This window comes from Pseudomonas sp. RL_15y_Pfl2_60, assembly GCF_963970595.1.
GTDB lineage: Bacteria > Pseudomonadota > Gammaproteobacteria > Pseudomonadales > Pseudomonadaceae > Aquipseudomonas.
Genome location: NZ_CAXAOE010000007.1, coordinates 16,916 through 35,800 on the forward strand (window position 1 = coordinate 16,916; position 18,885 = coordinate 35,800).

At 56.9% G+C, this 18,885-nt stretch carries 17 protein-coding genes; 5 read left to right on the plus strand and 12 right to left on the minus strand.

Annotated features, from left to right (window positions below; all coding sequences use genetic code 11):
* Nucleotides 1-2 precede the first annotated feature (2 nt).
* From AACY26_RS18380 to AACY26_RS18390, 3 genes are all read right to left on the minus strand, one after another.
* The gene (locus AACY26_RS18380) at nucleotides 3-1,034 is read right to left on the minus strand and encodes a FecCD family ABC transporter permease (RefSeq protein WP_339516145.1); all 1,032 of its coding nucleotides are present in this window, start codon (nucleotides 1,032-1,034) and stop codon (nucleotides 3-5) included.
* Nucleotides 1,031-1,888, minus strand: coding sequence for a heme/hemin ABC transporter substrate-binding protein (locus AACY26_RS18385; RefSeq protein WP_445261336.1), 858 nt, complete (start codon nucleotides 1,886-1,888; stop codon nucleotides 1,031-1,033). Before AACY26_RS18385 ends, AACY26_RS18380 begins: the two co-directional genes overlap by 4 nt.
* A 132-nt stretch (nucleotides 1,889-2,020) precedes the next feature.
* A complete protein-coding gene (locus AACY26_RS18390; RefSeq protein WP_339516146.1) occupies nucleotides 2,021-3,085 on the minus strand; it encodes a hemin-degrading factor in 1,065 nt (354 codons plus the stop codon).
* Between the two features lie 196 nt (nucleotides 3,086-3,281).
* Between AACY26_RS18390 and AACY26_RS18395 the strand changes: the two genes are divergently transcribed.
* Nucleotides 3,282-5,591, plus strand: a complete 2,310-nt coding sequence (locus tag AACY26_RS18395; RefSeq protein WP_339516147.1) for a TonB-dependent hemoglobin/transferrin/lactoferrin family receptor — start codon at nucleotides 3,282-3,284, stop codon at nucleotides 5,589-5,591.
* 153 nt (nucleotides 5,592-5,744) lie between these two features.
* A complete protein-coding gene (locus AACY26_RS18400) occupies nucleotides 5,745-6,068 on the plus strand; it encodes a Rieske (2Fe-2S) protein (RefSeq protein ID WP_339516148.1) in 324 nt (107 codons plus the stop codon).
* Here AACY26_RS18400 and sfsA read toward each other — a convergent pair.
* The gene (gene sfsA, locus AACY26_RS18405) at nucleotides 6,052-6,765 is read right to left on the minus strand and encodes a DNA/RNA nuclease SfsA (RefSeq protein WP_339516149.1); all 714 of its coding nucleotides are present in this window, start codon (nucleotides 6,763-6,765) and stop codon (nucleotides 6,052-6,054) included. The genes AACY26_RS18400 and sfsA overlap by 17 nt on opposite strands.
* Nucleotides 6,755-7,936: a pyridoxal phosphate-dependent aminotransferase gene (locus tag AACY26_RS18410; protein WP_339516151.1), complete on the minus strand. Its 1,182-nt coding sequence runs from the start codon at nucleotides 7,934-7,936 to the stop codon at nucleotides 6,755-6,757. Before AACY26_RS18410 ends, sfsA begins: the two co-directional genes overlap by 11 nt.
* Nucleotides 7,937-8,319: 383 nt before the next feature.
* On the opposite strand from AACY26_RS18410, the gene dksA reads away from it, so the two are divergent.
* From dksA to AACY26_RS18425, 3 genes are all read left to right on the plus strand, one after another.
* Complete coding sequence (dksA, locus tag AACY26_RS18415) at nucleotides 8,320-8,763, plus strand: RNA polymerase-binding protein DksA (protein ID WP_010487649.1); 444 nt, start codon at nucleotides 8,320-8,322, stop codon at nucleotides 8,761-8,763.
* A gap of 92 nt (nucleotides 8,764-8,855) precedes the next feature.
* A complete protein-coding gene (gene gluQRS / locus AACY26_RS18420; RefSeq protein WP_339516152.1) occupies nucleotides 8,856-9,743 on the plus strand; it encodes a tRNA glutamyl-Q(34) synthetase GluQRS in 888 nt (295 codons plus the stop codon).
* A 59-nt stretch (nucleotides 9,744-9,802) separates the two neighbouring features.
* Nucleotides 9,803-10,339, plus strand: a complete 537-nt coding sequence (locus AACY26_RS18425) for a hypothetical protein (RefSeq protein ID WP_339516153.1) — start codon at nucleotides 9,803-9,805, stop codon at nucleotides 10,337-10,339.
* A gap of 49 nt (nucleotides 10,340-10,388) precedes the next feature.
* On the opposite strand, the gene AACY26_RS18430 is transcribed toward AACY26_RS18425, so the two are convergent.
* The 7 genes from AACY26_RS18430 to AACY26_RS18460 form a co-directional block, all read right to left on the minus strand.
* Entirely contained in the window at nucleotides 10,389-11,558 is a 1,170-nt protein-coding gene (locus AACY26_RS18430; protein ID WP_339516155.1) for an iron-containing alcohol dehydrogenase, read from the minus strand.
* A gap of 7 nt (nucleotides 11,559-11,565) precedes the next feature.
* A complete protein-coding gene (locus AACY26_RS18435; RefSeq protein WP_339516157.1) occupies nucleotides 11,566-12,954 on the minus strand; it encodes an aldehyde dehydrogenase family protein in 1,389 nt (462 codons plus the stop codon).
* Nucleotides 12,955-13,020: 66 nt separating this feature from the next.
* On the minus strand, nucleotides 13,021-14,394 hold the full coding sequence (locus AACY26_RS18440) for a glutamine synthetase family protein (protein WP_339516159.1): 1,374 nt from the start codon (nucleotides 14,392-14,394) through the stop codon (nucleotides 13,021-13,023).
* 134 nt (nucleotides 14,395-14,528) lie between these two features.
* A complete protein-coding gene (gene dctP, locus AACY26_RS18445) occupies nucleotides 14,529-15,578 on the minus strand; it encodes a TRAP transporter substrate-binding protein DctP (protein WP_339516161.1) in 1,050 nt (349 codons plus the stop codon).
* Nucleotides 15,579-15,825: 247 nt separating this feature from the next.
* Nucleotides 15,826-17,151, minus strand: coding sequence for a TRAP transporter large permease (locus AACY26_RS18450; protein WP_339516162.1), 1,326 nt, complete (start codon nucleotides 17,149-17,151; stop codon nucleotides 15,826-15,828).
* Nucleotides 17,151-17,657, minus strand: coding sequence for a TRAP transporter small permease subunit (locus AACY26_RS18455; RefSeq protein WP_339516163.1), 507 nt, complete (start codon nucleotides 17,655-17,657; stop codon nucleotides 17,151-17,153). The genes AACY26_RS18450 and AACY26_RS18455 overlap by 1 nt, the downstream gene beginning before the upstream one ends.
* A 254-nt stretch (nucleotides 17,658-17,911) precedes the next feature.
* A complete protein-coding gene (locus tag AACY26_RS18460) occupies nucleotides 17,912-18,856 on the minus strand; it encodes an alpha/beta fold hydrolase (RefSeq protein ID WP_339516164.1) in 945 nt (314 codons plus the stop codon).
* Nucleotides 18,857-18,885: the final 29 nt, after the last annotated feature.

Here is an 18,885-nt window from a genome sequence, read left to right on the forward strand (position 1 = left end):
CATCAGGCGCGCCCTCGTAGCAATAAATAGAGAAAGAACGGCGCGCCGATCAGCGCGGTCACAATACCGATTGGCAACTCCGCCGGGGCCAGCACCAGGCGCGCCAACAAGTCAGCAAAGAGCAACAGGCTCGCTCCAGCCAGTGCCGATGCAGGCAACAGCAGGCGATGATCCGGACCGGCCAACAAGCGGACCAGATGCGGAACGACCAGACCGATAAAGCCAATCATCCCAGCCGCCGCAACAGCCGCGCCAACCCCAAGGGCGGTACAGAGCACCAGCTCACGCTTGACCCGCTCGACATCAATGCCTAAATGCCGGGCCTCGGACTCACCGAGCAACAAGGCATTCAATGCGCTTGCCCGACGTGGCAGCCACAAACCAACACCAATGGTGACGATCAACAATGGCCAGAGGCGCGGGTAGCTGGCGCCATTGAGGCTGCCCAGGTTCCAGAATGTCAGGGTGCGCAGTGTTGCGTCATCAGCCAGATAGGTGAACAAGCCAATCGCTGCGCCAGCCAATGCGGTCAGGGCGATGCCCGCCAACAACATGGTGCCAACATGGGTAACGCCGTCGCGCCGGCCCAATCGATAGACCATCGCCGTCACCAGCATGCCGCCAGCGAATGCAAAGAGCGACAACAGATAGGGTGAAATCGCCGCCGGGATCCCGCCGAACATCGCGCTGCCCACAATGGCCACCGCAGCGCCCAAGGCCGCGCCGCTCGACACACCGACCAAACCGGGGTCTGCCAAGGGGTTACGAAACAACCCTTGCATCGCCACCCCGCACAGCGCCAATACGCAGCCAACCGCTGCGCCCAAGAGGCTGCGCGGCATGCGGATTTGCTCAATGATCAACTGCGCTTGCTCAGCACCTTCAACAGGCAAACCCAGTAGCTTAAGCAAGGCTTTAGCGGTATCGGCGAGAGACAGGCTGACCGGCCCCAACGCCAAAGATAGGCTGAATGCGCACAACAGCAACACGCCCAATGCAATCAGCAGTGGGCGCGGTTTGACAACTAGATTCATGGGGTCAACTTGGCGTCAGCAGTCAAAGGTTGGCGCTCAGGATAAAAGGCTGCGGACAAGGCCGCCAGCCCATCCGGCAAACGCGGTCCTAAACCACCCACCAGCAACGTCGGGTCCAGCCCAATAAGCCGACCATCCCGTGCCGCCCGAGTCGCAGCCAATGCGGGGTTTTGCTTGAGCAAGGCTTGTTTGGCTTGCTCGCCCTCAAGGCTGCGATCGGCAATCACAATCACCTGCGGATCGAGCCCGACCAATGCCTCGCTGGACAAGGCCTTGTACCCGCTATGGCTGGCCAGATTGACGCCGCCCGCTTGCTTGATAAGCCAGTCTGCCGAAGTCTCAACACCACCCGCCAGCGGGCTGCCGCCGGTATGCCCCAACAGCAACAAAACCCTCGGCGCGGCTTTATCTGCCTGCGCCTGGCTAACCCACTGCTGCTGAAGCTCAAGGCGCTGTTGATAGGCCTCGAATACAGACTGAGCGCGCGCGGGATCACCAAGCAGTTCGCCAATACGTTGCAGATTGGCCTGCAAGGCAGATAACTGCGGGCTAACCGACAGGCGCTCAATATTCACCCCCGCTGCCTGCAACTGCCCCAGTACGGGCGGCGGCCCCATTTCATCGCTGCCGAGCAGCACGTCCGGTTTCAGCGCGAGAATGCCTTCGGCGGCGAGCTGGCGTTGATAACCAATGCTTGGCAACTCCTGCAACGCGGCTGGATGCTGGCTGGTGGTGTCGACCCCGACCAGTTTCGACTCACCGCCCAGCTCGACCACCCACTCGCTGATCGACCCACCCGCACTCACCCAGCGCTGCGGCAATGCTTCAGCCTGGGCGATACCCCAAAACATCATGCCTGCCACCACACTTACAACAAACCCACTAATGCCCATGCTCATGCTGATATCCATAAATCTCGCGACACTTATCCGCTAAAAGCACCCGCGCGACTCGGCGCTGGCACCGCCTTCATAAACCAACAGAGACTATTGCGTTGCCACCGGCAGCGACTCAACCAGCTCACGCCAGGTTCGAAGTTCCGGGATACCAGGCTTGCGCGCGCCAAAGAGCTGGATCACCAACTCACCATCAGCATCGAACGCCTCAAGGCTGGTGATAACGCCATCGCTGCTGGGTTTACGGACACGCCACAACTCGGTGATGGCCGGGGTTTTAAGGTGCAGATTGAACTCCGGATCCAGCACATTGAACCAAGTATCCATCCAGCGTAGCTTGCTGATCGGCCCGGAATGAATCTGGATGCAATGCCGATTGCCAACAAACACCATAATGGCGATATCCCGCTCCCCCGCCATTTCCATCGCTCGGGTCAGCTCGCTCGGTTCCAAGGGTTCAGCCCATTCATTCCCCGCCAGACGCAACGCCTGGGTACGCGCAGCGCCGTGCTTTTTCAGCAAGGCAAAAAAGTGATGTGTGTCTTTAAGTTCGGACCAACCCTCGCGCAACGCCAGCTGATCAATCTCGCTGTCCGGCCTGGCCGCTTGAAGTTCGGGCCGTGCTTGCAGCTGTAACTCGGCAGTTTGCTGCGGAGCACGGAAGCGCTCGACCAAGGGCTGCCAGGCCGCTGACTCGCTGGTATCGGTGAGAAATACCTTGTGGATCGCCATACCTTGATGGTCGAACACCTGAATACTGCGCTGGATGCCCTTGTCGGTCTGCTCGGCGATGGCAAAGACACTGTTCCAGCCGCCCAGAAACAAGCGCAGGTCAATATCAGCCGATACCACCAGCCCCATTTGCCCGCCAGCACTCACAGTCACATCGCGATAAAAACCTTTGCGCTCATGCACACAATGCTCGTTGCGGGTCAAAGCCATCACATAGCCCAACTCACCCAGCGCCGGCAGCAACTCTGCCCAATCAGGGCGCAATCGCACTGTATCAACCGCCAACCGGCTGGCAACCAGCTCAGCCTCACTGACACTCAAGTGCACAGCGGCATCACGCGCGCGTAATCGAGGCTGGGCGCCACGAAGTTGTTGCCAGTTTCGGTACAGATCGCAGACCTGCGACGCGTTGAGATTACTCATAACTGAACGGCTCCTAATAAACGGTTTTTTCCTACTGCCGCACGACGAATGTCTGCGGCAGCAAAGGACGGCTGGCATTTTTTCTTTATCAATTAGACTTGATAATCATTTGCATTAGCATATCAATCTCATTACTGTTTGCGCAAATTCCAACAAGCACTCACAGAAGCTGCCCAACACACCTTTAGGAGTTTTCATGTTTGCCACTGCACCCTTTCCCTTGCGCTCATACCTGGTGCTTATGTTGCTCAGCCCATCTTTAAGCCTTGCGGCAACAGAGCCAGCTCAACTCGCCGACACGGAAGTGACCGGGGCACCGATACAGGCACCTTTGCCGACCACAACCCGCACCGATGCCGAAGCGCTGGACAAGCGCTTTATCCGCAGTTTTGATGACCTTGGGCGGCGTTCTGAACCTGGGGTTAACTTCAATCGCAGCAATGAGAGCATCAATATTCGCGGGCTTGACCGGGATCGCGTGTTGACCACCATTGATGGTATTCGCGTGCCTTGGATGACGGACGGCGCACGCAGCCAGGGACCAACCGGTGGAGCCCAGGGCGGTTTGGATGCAATTGATTTCAATAGCTTGTCGGCGGTGGATATCGTTCGCGGCGCCAACTCCAGCCAGGCTGGTTCCGGTGCACTCGGTGGCGCGGTGCAGTTGTTCACCCTCAACCCGGATGACCTGCTCCGCGAAGGACAAGACTTCGCAACCCTGGCCAAAACCGATTACGACAGCGCAGACAACAGTTGGGGGCTGAACGCCGCGCTAGCGGGCCGCTACAACAACACCAAATGGCTGTTGCAAGCGGGCAAACGCCAAGGCGACGAACTCGAAACCTCGGGCAATGACAATCTACTGGGCACCGGGCGCACTGAGGCCAACCCAGCTGATGTCGACCGGCACAACACCCTGTTCAAGCTGCAACAAGGCTTCGACGGTGGCCACCAGCTAGGTTTTACCGCTGAATACTTCAAACGCGAGAATGACATCGACACCCGCACCGGCCAAGGCAGTACCTATCTGGCCGGTGAAAACAGCACCCAGGAAGACACCAAGCGCCAACGCCTGTCGCTGGACTATGACTTCAAGGCACAAGACAGCGACGGCTGGCTCGACCGCGCCCATGCAATCACTTACTGGCAAAAAATCGAACGCGAAGATGATCAGGACGCCGTGCGCGCCCTCGACTCGCGCGCTGGCATTCCTGACTTTGTATTCCAGATGTTTGGCTTGCCAGAAAACCCGTACAAATACCCAAGCGGGGTTTTTCAGCGTAACAACCGTATCGAAAAAACCCTGTATGGCTTCACCGGCGAGGTGGGTAAAAAGCAGCAACTGGCGGGCCTGGACCACGACTTCAGCCTGGGTGGCGAGCTGTATTGGATCGAGACCCAACAAGCCTCCAAAGGCCAGGATAACTGCCCGGCCAACCTGGTATCTCCGTCGCCAGGCTCACCCGTGTACATGGGTCCGAGCGCTTGCGACTTCCTGCATACCAACCAGGCCGACAGTCCTGAAGCCAAAGGCCGCCAATGGGCGGTGTACGCAGCAGACGAAATCAGCTTTGCCGATGGAGTATTCAAACTGACCCCGGGCTTGCGCTACGACGCCTATAAAGTTGAACCCGACGCAGGTGGCGACTACGCCAACAACGTCAACCTCAATAACAACTCATCCCTTACCGACAGCGATGACAGCAAGTTATCCGCCAGCTTACTGGCAACCTGGCAGGTGGCTGAGCAAGCGCTGCTTTATGCGCAATGGGCGCAAGGCTTCAAAGCGCCGGACGCCACCCAGCTGTACATGAATTACGGCGCCTCGGGCACTTACCTGCGCGTCGGCAACCCGGATCTCAAGCCAGAAGAGAGTAACGGTTACGAGGTTGGTGGCCAATTTGGCAACAACCAGTTGGGCGGCTCGCTGAGCCTGTTCGACAATCACTACAAGAACTTTATTGATGAAGGCGTCCTGCTCGACAGCCAACAAGTTGCCGATCTTGGCCTCGATGTAGCGGATTACCCATTCGGTGTAACCCGTACCGAGAACCGTGACAAAGTCCGCATCTACGGCGCCGAAGCGACCGCGCACTGGGGTTTTAGCAAAGACTGGAAACTGTGGGGTGCCGTTGCCTGGGCACGCGGCAAAGACCGCAAAACCAATCAAGACCTGAACTCGGTTGCGCCGCTGACCACCACCGTCGGCCTGAGCTACGAGCACGAGCGTTTTGGCAGTGACTTGATGCTGACCGCAGCCAGCGCACGTGACAAGGTCGAGACAGATGCCGACTTTAAAGCCCCCGGCTACGGTGTCGTGGACATGACCGCCTATTGGCAGCCCGCAGCGTTGGACGGCGTCAAGCTGCAAGCGGGTGTCTTCAACATCCTCGACAAGAAATACTGGAATGCACTGAACGTACCAGACGGCGCGCTCGTCCAACCCGATGACTACTACAGCGAAGTCGGGCGCAGCGTGCGGATGTCGGCCTCCTGGCAATACTAATGAACCGCGACAAATGAACGCCGTCAGTAGGGTGTGACAACGCGAAGCCTGTCCACCAAGACGCCACCCGAGTTTACAAATTGCGCAAGGATGCGCACCCTATTCCGCTCGCCATCAGATGCGTGATAATGCGCGCTAATTGTGGAGAGCCTCATGATCTACCTATGCGCCAGCACGGCGCTTGCAGAAAGCCAGAGCCTTGGTTTTGAAGTGGCTGGGCAGCAAATCCTGATCGTGCGCAAAGATGCCCAGCTGTTTGCCTACCACAACAGCTGCCCCCATCGCGGCGTGCCACTGGAGTGGCAGCCCGACCAGTTTCTCGACAGCAGCGCCAGCTTGATCCAATGCGCAACCCATGGCGCCTTGTTCCTGATCGATTCAGGCGAGTGCGTCACCGGGCCTTGCGAGGGGCAATCATTGGCGGCCGTGGACTGCGGGGAAGACGCCCAGGGTATCTGGGTCAACCTGCCCAATTGACGGGCAAAGGCCGCACCAGACTTATTCCCAAGGGGCTGATATCCACCCCATACGCCAACACCTCGACTCCAGCCTGCTTGGCTTCAAGCAAGGCGGCGGCATAGGCTGGATCAATTTCACTGGCCGCGCGCACTGCGGTGATTCCCGAAAGATTGACGCAATAAAGTTGCACCGCGCGCACCCCGTCCCTGGCCAAAGCGGCCAATTCACGCAGGTGCTTGGCTCCGCGCTCGGTACGCGCATCGGGAAAAGCCGCCACATCACTATCAGCAAAGCCTAGGGTGACGCTTTTAACTTCTACAAAGGCAAAACCAGAAGGGTATTGAAGCCGGAAATCAATCCGGCTGCGCTCCTGCCCATAAGGCACCTCGCGCTTAAGTGCGGTAAAACCGTTGAGCTCACTAATCAGCCCCGCCTGCAGCGCCTCTTCAACCAGAGCATTGGCCCGCGCCGTATTGATACAGGCCAGGCGCCCGTGTGGGGTCTCGCCTATTTCCCAACTGCCGGGCAACTTGCGCTTGGGATCATTGGAGCGGCTAAACCAGATTCGCGCGCCTTCGCTCATGCAATTGAGCATTGAGCCGGTGTTGGCACAGTGAATCGTCAGCAACTCGCCGCTGCAGGTTTCAATATCTGCCAAAAACCGTTTATAGCGACGCAGTAATCGCCCCTCTTCAAGCGGCGGATCAAACTGCATGGGCACTCCAGCTTTTTAGGCCACGGGCAATACGTTCGACCGCTTCCTGCAAGCGCGGCAGGCTTTGCGTATAGGCAAAGCGCACATGCTGCGCCGCTTGATGACGCCCAAAATCCAACCCCGGAGTGAAGGCGATATGCTCGGTTTCAAGAAAGTGCTGACAAAAGGCAAAGGCATCGCCGCCAAACGCCGAGATATCTGCATATAGATAGAAGGCACCCTCGGGCTCAACCGCAATTTTAAAGCCCAACTCGCGCAATGCTGGCAGTAAGAAGTCGCGGCGCTTGGCAAACTGTTCGCGGCGCTGTTCGAGAATTTCGATAGTGGCCGGTTCAAAACAGGCCAGCGCTGCATGTTGCGCCATGCTTGGCGCACTGATGTAGAGATTCTGCGCCAACTTCTCAAGTTCAGGCACCGCCGCTTCAGGCGCGACCATCCAGCCCAGGCGCCAGCCGGTCATGCCGAAGTATTTGGAGAAGCTGTTAAGCACGAAAGCGTCGTCGTCAACCTCAAGCACACTCGCCGCCTCAACGCCGTAAGTCAGGCCGTGATAAATCTCATCGACAACCAGATGGCCGCCACGCTGCTTCACCGCTTGCGATAAACCGGCCAGTTCTTCGCGCTGCAAAATCGTCCCGGTCGGGTTAGCCGGTGATGCAACCAAAGCCCCAACACTAGAGCCATCCCAATGCCGGGCAACCAGTTCGGGCGTCAGTTGATAGCGTACATCAGGCCCCACCGGTACCAACTGCGCGGCGCCTTCAATCAAACGCAAAAAATGCCGGTTACAGGGATAACCCGGGTCAGCCAGTAACCAATGCTTGCCCGGATCGACCAACAAGCTGCTGGTCAGCAGCAAGGCGCCGGAGCCACCCGGGGTAATCAGGATTCGCTGCGGATCAATATTGAGCCCATAGCGCTGGGTATAAAAGTTCGAGATAGCCTCACGCAACGGCGCAATGCCACGCGCCGGGGTGTAGCGGGTATGTCCTGCTGCCAAGGCGGCCTGTCCGGCAGCCACGATTGGCGCAGCCGTGGTGAAATCGGGCTCGCCGATTTCAAGGTGAATGACATCATGGCCGTCCGTTTGCAGCTGGTTGGCGCGGGCCAACAGCGCCATCACGTGGAAGGGTTCGATCGCGCGGCTGCGAGCACTGTAGGATTGGGCCATGAAATTGCCTTGGCAGGTAAACAAACGCAGGAGTCTAACCAACCGGAGGGCAAAACGGCAGAGAAGTCAGCCGAAAACGCCTTCGCCAAAATAAAAATACTTAAATCTTCTGTCTATACGCTTATTGTTTAAACGAACCACGAAAACCGCTGAAAGCCATCTATTACAGGCATCCAGTGCGGACGCAAAATCGGATTACCAATAAAAACAGAGGCATATATGCCCACCAAGGCCACAAAAGCGTGATGCGCTAGACAACCGGGAGTAGCGCGATGGGTATTGATCTGGTAAGTTCGCCCGCTTGCAGCCGCAGGGCCGATTGAAAATCGGCAAAGGGATATCATCCTGCGCAGTAGAATTGAGAAAGTGAGAGGCGGTCATCCATGCCCACCAAAGCAAAAGCAAAAAGCGGTCAACTGATTCGTGGCTTCGAACCCTACCAAGAGAGTAAGGGTGAGGAGTACATGGGTGAGCCTATGCGTGCGCATTTCACCGGCATCCTCAACAAGTGGAAGCTGGAATTGATGCAAGAAGTCGATCGCACTGTGCATCACATGCAGGACGAGGCAGCCAACTTTCCTGATCCTGCGGATCGTGCAAGCCAGGAAGAAGAGTTCAGCCTGGAACTGCGCGCACGCGATCGCGAGCGCAAGCTGATCAAGAAGATTGACGAAACCCTGCAGTTAATCGAAGACGAAGATTACGGCTGGTGTGAGTCGTGCGGCGTTGAAATCGGCATCCGCCGACTTGAAGCCCGCCCAACCGCGACACTTTGCATTGACTGCAAAACCTTAGCGGAAATCAAAGAAAAACAGGTCGGTTCCTGATCTGAAAAACGGGGTGCCAAGGCACCCCGTTTTGATTCTCCCCGTGCCGCTTCCAACGCGCACACTTGCCTGCATCAGGCTGGCTCGCTCCCATGAATAATCCTGACTATATCGGGCGCTTCGCCCCCACTCCAAGCGGTTACCTACACTTCGGTTCACTGGTCGCAGCCCTGGCGTCCTATCTAGACGCACGCGCAGTCGGTGGTCGCTGGCTGGTGCGTATGGAAGATCTTGACCCACCACGTGAAATGCCCGGCGCGCAAGCGGCGATCATGACCTCCCTTGAGAACTACGGATTCGAGTGGGACGGTGAACTGGTGCGCCAAAGCGAGCGCCATGAGCACTATCAGCATGTTTTAGAGGACCTTTTCAGCAAAGGCCTGGCCTACGCCTGTACCTGCTCACGCAAAGAGCTGGAGGCCTACCACGGCATCTATCCCGGTTTTTGCCGCAACCTCGGCAAGCCAGTCGATAATGCGGCAATACGCTTGCGAGTGCCCGAGCTGAGCTATCACTTTACCGATCGTGTACAGGGTGAGTTTCGCCAGCATCTGGGCCAAGAAGTGGGCGACATGGTGATTCGCCGCCGCGACGGTTTGTATGCCTATCAGTTGGCAGTGGTGATCGATGATGCCTGGCAAGGAATTACCGATGTCGTGCGCGGCGCAGACCTGCTCGACTCAACCCCGCGCCAGCTGTATTTACAGGAGCTACTCGGTTTCGCTCAGCCGCGTTACTTGCATGTGCCGCTGATTATTCAGCCAGATGGCCATAAACTGGGTAAATCCTATCGTTCACCGCCGTTAAAGGCTGAGCAGGCGACTGCGCAGCTACTTCGCGCCCTGCGAAGCCTAGGCCAAGCGACGCCGGAAGATGCCACTGCCGCCAGCCCCGGCGAATTACTGAAATGGGCGATCCTGCATTGGGACAGCAGCCTGATACCGCGCAAACTAACCTTGGCGGAGGCGGAGTTACGCTAGGGTCCCTTGAGACGTCCAACATTCCTACTTACTTCCCAGCCACATACACAGGATTCCAGATGAAAGCCCAGCTCGAAGAATTGATCAGTAAAATTAGCTCGGGCTGCATGCTCCCTGAAGAAGTGGCCAAGATCGCTGATGAGGCGGCGCAAGCCTATGCCGACCCGCAGGCGTTTCTGGCCGCTAACCCAGACATCAACTATGACGACAGCTTTCCTATCCCGCTGGGCGAGTGGGTGGTCATCGGCAGCCTGCCGGAAACCGTGCTGTTTCAGGCCGACAGCTACGACGCGCTGTTCCAGCAGATTGTCGACTCGTTCGGGCCACAGGTCAGTTTTGTACTCAAGCCCAAGCAACTGGTGAAAGTCGAGCCGCTAAAAGCGCTTAATCGTATCCAGGTACAGCTCGGCAGCCTGAGCCCGGAAACCAAGGGGTATGTGCTGGTTGATTTAAGCGAGCCGTTGGATGACGAGTTGCAGGCGGTGCTGGTTTACAGCACTGACCTTGATCGCGTCATGGCCTTGGCGGTTGAGGCTGGAATCTACGCAGCACCCGCCTATGAAGCGTTGAAAGCTGCGCAACAAGCAGAGGAATAAACAGCCTGCCGGGCCGCCAATCAGGCGGCCCGGCTACAGACCCACAAGGTTACAACTTGCCGTCCAGCGCTCGCAGGAATAATTGACTGTATTGCGCCGCGCTGAACGCAATCGGGTTGGTGCCTGCCGAAGCATCAGCCTGGGCCATACTGCCGACACGCTCAATCTGCGTATCGTCGATGCCAATTTCAGCCAGGCTGTGCGGAATGCCCAGTTCCTCACGCAGCCCCAACACCCAATCAAGCACAGCATTGAAGCCCACTTCCGGCAAATCCAGATAGCGCGCCAGCTTCTCCATTTGCGGTGCAATCTGCGCCTTGTTCGCTTGCAGCACATAGGGCATCAGCACGGCGTTGAGCAAGCCATGGTGAGCGTCATACAGGGCGCCAAGCGGATGCGCCAGCGCATGCATGGCGCCCAGCCCACGTTGAAATGCCGTCGCGCCCATGCTCGAGGCCACCAGCATCTGCAAACGCGCCTCGACATCGTCGCCATGGGCAACCGCTCGCGGCAAAAACTGCTGCACCAGGCGCATGCCTTCGAGCGCAATACCTTCAGCCATTGGGTGAAACAAGGGTGAGCAATAGGCTTCAAGGTTGTGTGACAGCGCATCCATGCCCGTTGCGGCAGTGATCCTGGCGGGCAAGCCCAAGGTCAATTCCGGGTCGAGTATCACCACAGCCGGGAGCATTCGTGCGTGGAAAATGATCCGCTTGATATGAGCCTCGGCATCGGTGATCACCGAAGCACGTCCGACTTCGCTGCCGGTGCCAGCGGTGGTCGGCACCGCAACCACTGGCGCCATGCCAGCGACATTTACCCGATTGCAGTTATCGCCAATGTCTTCGAAATCCCAGAGCGGTCGGTCTTGCCCGACCATCAGTGCAATGGCTTTACCGGCATCCAAGGCCGAGCCACCGCCAAAGGCAATCACTCCATCATGGCCACCGGCTTTGAACGCGGCGACGCCAGCCATGACATTGTCACCCGTCGGGTTGCCCTTGATTGCCGAGAACACGCCAACCTTCAAGCCGCCATCACGGCACTGCGCCCGCGCGGCTTCAATCATCGGCAATGCGGCGAGACCAGGATCGGTCACGATCAACGGCGCATGCATACCCAAACTGCTACAGGCCTGCGCCAACTCGGCGATACGCCCGACGCCCACACGCATGGAGGTCGGGTAGTTCCAGTTCATCCGGTACTGATCAAGACTCATATCGACCTCACAATTCGGTTTTGAAGTGAAAGGATTTTGCCCGGGTCAGGTGCTCGAAACCAACACTGGACAAGGTGCAGCCACGCCCTGAGTTCTTCACTCCGGTCCAGGCCAGCGCAGGGTCCAGATAGTCACAGCGATTGAGAAATACAGTACCGGCCTGGACTTGATCAGCCAGCGCCATTGCCGCTTCTATATCGCGACTAAAAATTGCCGCGGTCAAGCCAAACTCACTGTCGTTCATCAGGGCCAGGGCTTGCTCATCATCCTTGACCTTCTGCACACCCACCACCGGGCCAAATGATTCCTCGGTCATCACCCGCATGCGGTGGTCGACGTCGGTCAACAGTTGCGGCGCCAAATAGGCGCTGCCGCGTTTATCCATGGCGAAGTCTGCCGGATCAATATGCGCAGTGGCGCCCTGTCGTGTTGCCTCCTCGATTTGCTCGCGGACAAAATCAGCAGCCTGGGGTTTTACCAAGGGGCCCAAAGTGGTTTCCGGGTCATCGGAACGGCCCAGCTTGTAAGTATTGACCAGCGCCACCGCTTGTTTGACGAAGTCCTCGTAGAGCGACTCATGCACATAAATGCGCTCAATCGCGCAGCAGGATTGCCCTGAATTGAAAAAGGCACCGTCGATGGTGGTTTCCACCGCATGAGTCAAGTCAGCATCGGCGCGCACATACGCTGGATCTTTGCCGCCAAGCTCCAACCCGGTGCTGATAAAACGCCCGGCCGCTGCGCGCTCGACCATCGCCCCACCTGGCACCGAGCCGGTAAACGCGACGTGCTGTACGGCGGGTGCTTGTATCAGTTTTTCAGTGTCTGCATGGCTCAGGTGCAAATACTGGAAGACCCCTTTAGGCAGCCCGGCTTCCTGAAATGCCGCCACCATGCGCTCTGAACACAGCGGCGTCTGCGCAGAATGTTTAAGCAATACCGTGTTACCGGCCAACAATGCCGGGAGCACCGCATTTACAGAAGTGAGGTAGGGGTAATTCCAGGGTGCAATGACCAGCGCGACACCCAGCGGCTCACGACGGATAAACCGAATGAAACCGGCTTTGTCGGGAAGCTGGATATCCGCCAATGCCTGCTCGGCGATATCGGCCATATAACTGGCGCGCTCGACAAAACCTTTGATTTCGCCAGCGGCGTAGCGGACTGGACGTCCCATCATCCAGCACAACTCTTGCGCCAGCAGGCCTTCTTTAGCGCTAAAGATATCAATCGCCTTACGGGCGATAGCAATGCGCTCGCTCAAGGGCGTCTGTTTCCAGTGCAGCTGGGCTTTTTCAGCCTGTGCCAATGCGGCGTCTATCTCATGGGCTGTCGCCAGTTCTCGCTCGACATAGACCGAGCCATCAATCGGTGAAATACATTTCAAGCTAGCCATAAAACACTCCACACATTTGCCGGGCCTGGCCACAAAGTGGCAGGCGCAATACTTGATGCAACCGCGCTAGATAATTTCAAAGTAGCGCTCCAGCTCCCAATCGCTGACGTGCCGGCGGTACTCACGCTCTTCCCACTCGCGACTTGCCGCAAAGTGCTCGACGAAGGCATCGCCAAACATCTCCCGGGCAGCGCTTGAGGCTCTTAAACGCTGGGCGGCATCCCACAAGGTGCGCGGCAGGGCCAGATGTTCAGGGTGCTTTTGCTCGTAGGCGTTACCCACGACTGGATCAGTCGGCTGCCACTTTTGCATCACACCGTACAGGCCCGATGCCAATGCAACGGACAACGCCAGATAAGGATTGGCGTCCGCAGCGCCGAGGCGGTACTCCTGGCGTTGTGACTTATCGCTGCCGGGAATAACCCGCAGCGCAGCCGTACGATTCTCGACACCCCAGGTCGCATCGGTCGGCGCCCAGAAGCCAGGAATCATCCGCCGGTAGCTGTTGAGCGTAGGCGCGACCATGCACAGAAATTCGGGCATCAAGCGCTGTTGTCCCGCCAGAAAGTGACGTTGCACCTCGCTCATATTGTGCGCTTGGCCGGGGTCGAAGAAGGCCGACTTGCCATTGCTGCGATTACGCAGCGAAACATGAATATGCCCGCTCTGCCCCGGATACTTTCCCGACCACTTGGCCATAAAAGTCGCCATCAAGCCATTGCGCTGGGCCAAGACCTTCATGAAGGTCTTGAACAGCGCACCTTTGTCGGCAGCATCGGCGGCATGGTCGTATGCGATTGCGGCTTCAAGCACGCCCGGCCCGGTTTCGGTGTGCAGGCCTTCGATGGGGAAATCCATGATTTCCGACATTTCGAGAATCTGATGGTAAAGCTCGGCGTGTACCGAGTTGCGAACCATCGAATATCCAAACCAGTCCGGCGTGAAGGGCTTGAGGTTGCGATAGCCCTTCTCGCGTACCGACTCGGGTGTTTCATCAAACATGAAAAACTCATATTCCAGCGCTGCAAATGGGTCATACCCCATGTCTTGGCAACGCTTGATAACCTTGCGCAAAGTACCGCGCGGGCAGACCGCTTCAGCTTGCTGGTCAAACTCGGCAAGGAACAACAGCATGCCATTCTCGAACGGAATATCGCGGCAGGTGTGAGGCAAAATACGCACTGGCGCATCGGGATAACCCGTGTGCCAGCCGGTGTAGCTGGCGTTATCGTAAAGCTGGTCTTTGACATCCCAGCCGAGCACCACATCGCAGAATGCAAAACCATGCTCCAGCGATGAGTAGAATTTGCTGCGGCTCATGTATTTACCGCGCATGACGCCGTCGTTATCAAACAGACCGACTTTGATATGACTCAGGTTTCGCTCCTCGATAATGCGCTTGGCATCCTCGATGGTTTTCACATCCCGCGGATTGAGCATGATGCCCCCTGTCTAATTGTTATGACCAACATCCCTGTCGGTTTAGCGAACGCACGAACTAGATGGCAGTGAATGATTAAACGCACAACGCCTGAGCCCGCTTGATCACAGGCTCAGGCGTGCAAGGCCCATGGTTATCGATACGGCGAGCCAGCCTTGGCCATCAGTGCGTTGTATTTCTTGAATATCTCGACCACTTTGGCGCAGCGTGGGCTGGTCTTGGCAATCTCATCCCAGAACAGCTGGGCTTCGTCTTCGACTTTTTTCCACTGCTCAGGTGGGATGCTGGTCAGTTGCAATTTGCTGCCCTCAACCCGCAACTGGGCTTCGCCGCCCCAATACCAGTGCTGGCGGTAATAGTTGGAACTGTCCATGCACAACTTGAACAGGGTCTGCAGATGCTCCGGCACCTCAGCCCACTTCTCCGAATTTGCAAAGTAGGAGCCGCACCAGGCGCCAGAAATATTATTGGTCAGGAAGTACTTGGTGACGTTGGCCCAGCCGACTGTGTAGTCCTCGGTGATGCCCGACCAAGCGATGCCATCGAGCTCGCCGGTTTGCACCGCCACCTCGACATCTTCCCAAGGCAGCGTGACCGGAATCACACCAAAACGCGCAAGGAACTTGCCCGCGGTTGGAAAGGTGAAAATGCGCTTACCCTTGAGGTCGTCCAGGCTCTTGATCGGCTCAACAGTGGCAAAGTTGCATGGGTCCCAGGCGCCAGCGCCGAGCCAGGTCACGCCCTCGACCTCACCGTAGGCTTCTTCCCAGATTTCCTTGAGCCCGTACTTTTCAAACAACACCGGCACATCCAGGCTGTAACGTGTGGCAAAGGGGAAGTAACCACCGAACACCGCGACATCAACCGGTGCTGCAATTGAGTCGTCGTCACTCTGCACTGCATCAATGGTGCCGCGCTGCATGGCGCGAAACAGCTCTCCTGTCGGGACCAACTGATCAGCAAAATACAGCTGAATTTCCATCTGGCCATTGGCCGCTTTATTGAAGGCGTCGATGGACGGCTTGATGACGTGCTCAGCCAATGCGGGGCCTGCGTAGGTTTGCAATCGCCAGGTGATTTTTTTCGGTTCGGCCGCGTAAATATGCGCTGACCCCAGCGCCGTGGCTCCAACTGCGCCGGTAGTCACCGCAGCGGTCTTCAGAAAATCGCGTCTCGTACTCATGCTGTGCTCTCCATAGTGTCGATTCAGATGCAATACAACCGCAGATTGGCGCCCACTCTTAAACACCCCCTGAAAACCACTGCACCAGCCAGTGCCCAGCTAATGAGCCGCTCACAACATTCAACGGCCCTTTGCCAAGGTTTTTAGGGACTCCCTTCGGTGGACACGCTTTATAAGGTTGGCGATCACTCGCTAACCTGGTTGTGCGCACAACTGAACAACGCGCACGGTTTATCTGACACAGGCCTTAGCGCGCGTAATGCCATTGCGGCAGCCACAAGGCTATTTGCGGGAACACCATCACCAGGATCAGCGCCAGCATCATGATCAACACGAACGGAGTCACGGAGACGTAGATGTCACGCAGGGTGATTTCAGGCGGCGCCATGGCCCGCATCAGAAATAGGTTGTAGCCAAAGGGTGGCGTCATATAGGCGATCTGGCAGGTGATGGTGTAGAGCACGCCATACCAGACCAGATCAAAGCCCAATGCCCCCACCAACGGCACATATAAGGGCGCGACGATCACCAGCATCGCTGTGTCGTCGAGAAACATACCCATGATGATGAACGAGACCTGCATCATGATCAGCACTTGCCACGGGCTCAGGTCCATACGGTCGATAAAGAAGCCTTCGATCGCCTTGACCGCCCCCAAGCCATCAAACACGGCGCCAAAGCACAGCGCGGCAAGAATGATCCACATGAACATACAGCTGATCGCCAGGGTTTTACGCAGCGTTTCTTCCATCACAACGCGATTCAGACGGCGCTTGAACAGGGCCGCCAGGGTTGCAGCCGCAGCGCCTACTGCAGAACTTTCGACCAGGCTGGTAATGCCCATCAGGAATAAACCGGTCATGCTGAAAAAGATAAACAGCGGCACGATCCCGGCTTGCAGCAAGCGAATTTTCTGGCCCCAGGTAATGTCCTTGCGCTCCTCGGCGCTGAGCGCTGGCCCAAGCTCAGGTTGCAGGCGACAACGAATCGCGATGTACAACACAAACAGCCCGGCCATCAGCAAGCCGGGAAATACGCCTGCCAGCCAGAGCTGGCCAACCGGTTGCCGGGCAATCATGCCGTAGAGCACCAGCACCACGCTTGGCGGAATCAAAATACCTAAGGAGCTGCCCGCCTGGATAACGCCGGTGACCATGATCTTGTCGTAGCCCCGGCGCAGCAATTCAGGCAGCGCGATGCTTGCACCGATCGCCATACCGGCAACACTCAAGCCATTCATCGCCGAGATCGCCACCATCAAGGCGATGGTGCCAATCGCCAGCCCGCCATTGAGTGGCCCCATCCACACATGAAACATGCGGTACAGATCATCCGCCAAGCCAGATTCGGAAAGCATGTAGCCCATGAACACGAACAGCGGCAAGGTCAATAACGGGTACCACTTCATCAGTTTCATGGCAGCGCTGAAAGCCACTTCGGAGCCACCATCGCCCCACAGCATCAAGGCAGCCACAACCGCGACGAAACCAATGGCGCCAAATACGCGTTTACCGGTCAGGAGAAGCAACATCATTGAAGAAAACATCAGCAGCGCGATGAGTTCATACCCCATTACAAGGTCTCCCCACGCGCGGCAGCGACATCTTTAAAAAAGGTGGCAATTGCCTGTAACAGCATCAGAAAGATGCCAATACACATGACGATCTTGATCGGCGCCATGGATGGCGACCATGCCGAATAGCTGGTCTCACTGTATTCAAGGGCGTACTGGGTTGACGATATGCCGCCATACAACAAGAACACCAGATAGAAGATCAGCAAAACCACGGTGAATGCATCAACCACCGCCCGCGTGGTTGGCGACCAGCGACTGTAGATAAGATCCATGCGCACATGCGCATCAAGCTGCATCGAGTAGGCGCCGCCCAGCAGAAAGTAGGCGACCATCAAGAATTGCGCGCTTTCCAGCGTCCAGATGGAGGGCTGGAAGAAAGTTTTGCTGATTGATGAATACAACAAGACGCCCAACATGGCGAAAATCAAGTACATCGCAAACCGGCCTACCAGCCGATTGATCTTCTCCACTCCCCGTACAAAGCCACAGATAAGCCTACGCATGGCGATCCCTGCTTTCTGATAGTTATTTAGTCAGACTAGTCGAAGATCAAATAAAACCAACTCCGGCCACTTTATGCCCCAGCAGCCAGGTATATCCGCGGCACGCGACACGCACCGGGCACAGCTGAACGTTTCACCCAAGTCTGAATATAGACGCGAAATCCACTGCATGAGCGGGATGTGCCGGGCTCGCGGCTTTGCGCACAAGTCACCAGCCCTGAAGTTGGCTGTCACTTGTGAGCTGCTCAGCCTTGTTATTGCGCTAGAAAACTGCTCAATGCTGCCACTGTGCGCACGGGATCTTCCTCTTGCGGGACATGCCCAAGGTCTTCGAATATCACCAGCCGACTACCAGCAATATCAGCAGCAAAACGCTCGGCATTGGCGACAGGAATCAAATGATCCTCAGCGCCCCATAGAATCAGGGTCGGCACTTTTAGTTGTTTTATCTGCGCATAATTTTCAAATCCAACCTGCCTAAAACGCTCAACCAGTGCTTGGCGATTACCTTCACGCAAGGTGAGCTGGTAGTAACGATCTATCAGCTCTTCGCTGACCTTGGATGGGTCGCCGTAGACATTACGGGCGCTGGATTCAATCATCTTGCGCGGCAGCACTTTACGCATCAGAGGCGCCAGCAGAGGATTTTGAGCCAGCCTGAACCCCAGCGGGATCGAAGTGGATTGGCGTGGATAACCCGCCGCGTCGACCAGCACCAAATGCCCGACCTGTTGCGGTTGTTTAAGTGCAAATAACCAAGCCAACTGGCCACCAAAACTATTGCCCACCAAGGTGACTCGCTGCAATTTAAGCTGGAGCAAAAGCTGCTCTAGAAAGCGCTGATAATGCTCAATACTGTAATCATCGTCCTTGAACGGGCCGGTTAAGCCAAAGCCCGGCAGATCAATACTGATGACTCGATGGTTTGACTCAAGGCGCTCAACCCAGCCTTGCCAGGTGTGCAAACTTGCTGAAGTACCGTGCAGCAGTAGCACAGGCTCAGGGTCTTCGCGCAAGCCCTGGTCACGAATATGTACCTGCATGCCATCTATGCTGACAAAGCTTGAAGGCGGCGGCGCCCAGCGTGCTTTCAGCTCGGCAAGAGGCAAGTCAGGCGCCCAATTGATCACCACAAAGCCAACGGCAAACAGGACGAATATCAGCGCAATAGCGCGCAGTAGTCTGATCAGGCGGCGCATGGTTTATCCTTGATACAAACAGGCTTGTA

What these genes read in the sequence shown, in the direction of transcription:
- AACY26_RS18400 (WP_339516148.1), top strand. Translation starts at nt 5,745, where the DNA reads ATGATCTACCTATGCGCCAGCACGGCGCTTGCAGAAAGCCAGAGCCTT.
- AACY26_RS18410 (WP_339516151.1), bottom strand. Translation starts at nt 7,936, where the DNA reads ATGGCCCAATCCTACAGTGCTCGCAGCCGCGCGATCGAACCCTTCCAC.
- AACY26_RS18435 (WP_339516157.1), bottom strand. Translation starts at nt 12,954, where the DNA reads ATGGCTAGCTTGAAATGTATTTCACCGATTGATGGCTCGGTCTATGTC.
- gluQRS (WP_339516152.1), top strand. Translation starts at nt 8,856, where the DNA reads ATGAATAATCCTGACTATATCGGGCGCTTCGCCCCCACTCCAAGCGGT.
- dksA (WP_010487649.1), top strand. Translation starts at nt 8,320, where the DNA reads ATGCCCACCAAAGCAAAAGCAAAAAGCGGTCAACTGATTCGTGGCTTC.
- AACY26_RS18425 (WP_339516153.1), top strand. Translation starts at nt 9,803, where the DNA reads ATGAAAGCCCAGCTCGAAGAATTGATCAGTAAAATTAGCTCGGGCTGC.
- AACY26_RS18450 (WP_339516162.1), bottom strand. Translation starts at nt 17,151, where the DNA reads ATGGGGTATGAACTCATCGCGCTGCTGATGTTTTCTTCAATGATGTTG.
- AACY26_RS18395 (WP_339516147.1), top strand. Translation starts at nt 3,282, where the DNA reads ATGTTTGCCACTGCACCCTTTCCCTTGCGCTCATACCTGGTGCTTATG.
- AACY26_RS18380 (WP_339516145.1), bottom strand. Translation starts at nt 1,034, where the DNA reads ATGAATCTAGTTGTCAAACCGCGCCCACTGCTGATTGCATTGGGCGTG.
- AACY26_RS18390 (WP_339516146.1), bottom strand. Translation starts at nt 3,085, where the DNA reads ATGAGTAATCTCAACGCGTCGCAGGTCTGCGATCTGTACCGAAACTGG.
- dctP (WP_339516161.1), bottom strand. Translation starts at nt 15,578, where the DNA reads ATGAGTACGAGACGCGATTTTCTGAAGACCGCTGCGGTGACTACCGGC.
- AACY26_RS18440 (WP_339516159.1), bottom strand. Translation starts at nt 14,394, where the DNA reads ATGCTCAATCCGCGGGATGTGAAAACCATCGAGGATGCCAAGCGCATT.
- AACY26_RS18455 (WP_339516163.1), bottom strand. Translation starts at nt 17,657, where the DNA reads ATGCGTAGGCTTATCTGTGGCTTTGTACGGGGAGTGGAGAAGATCAAT.
- AACY26_RS18430 (WP_339516155.1), bottom strand. Translation starts at nt 11,558, where the DNA reads ATGAGTCTTGATCAGTACCGGATGAACTGGAACTACCCGACCTCCATG.
- sfsA (WP_339516149.1), bottom strand. Translation starts at nt 6,765, where the DNA reads ATGCAGTTTGATCCGCCGCTTGAAGAGGGGCGATTACTGCGTCGCTAT.
- AACY26_RS18385 (WP_445261336.1), bottom strand. Translation starts at nt 1,888, where the DNA reads ATGATGTTTTGGGGTATCGCCCAGGCTGAAGCATTGCCGCAGCGCTGG.
- AACY26_RS18460 (WP_339516164.1), bottom strand. Translation starts at nt 18,856, where the DNA reads ATGCGCCGCCTGATCAGACTACTGCGCGCTATTGCGCTGATATTCGTC.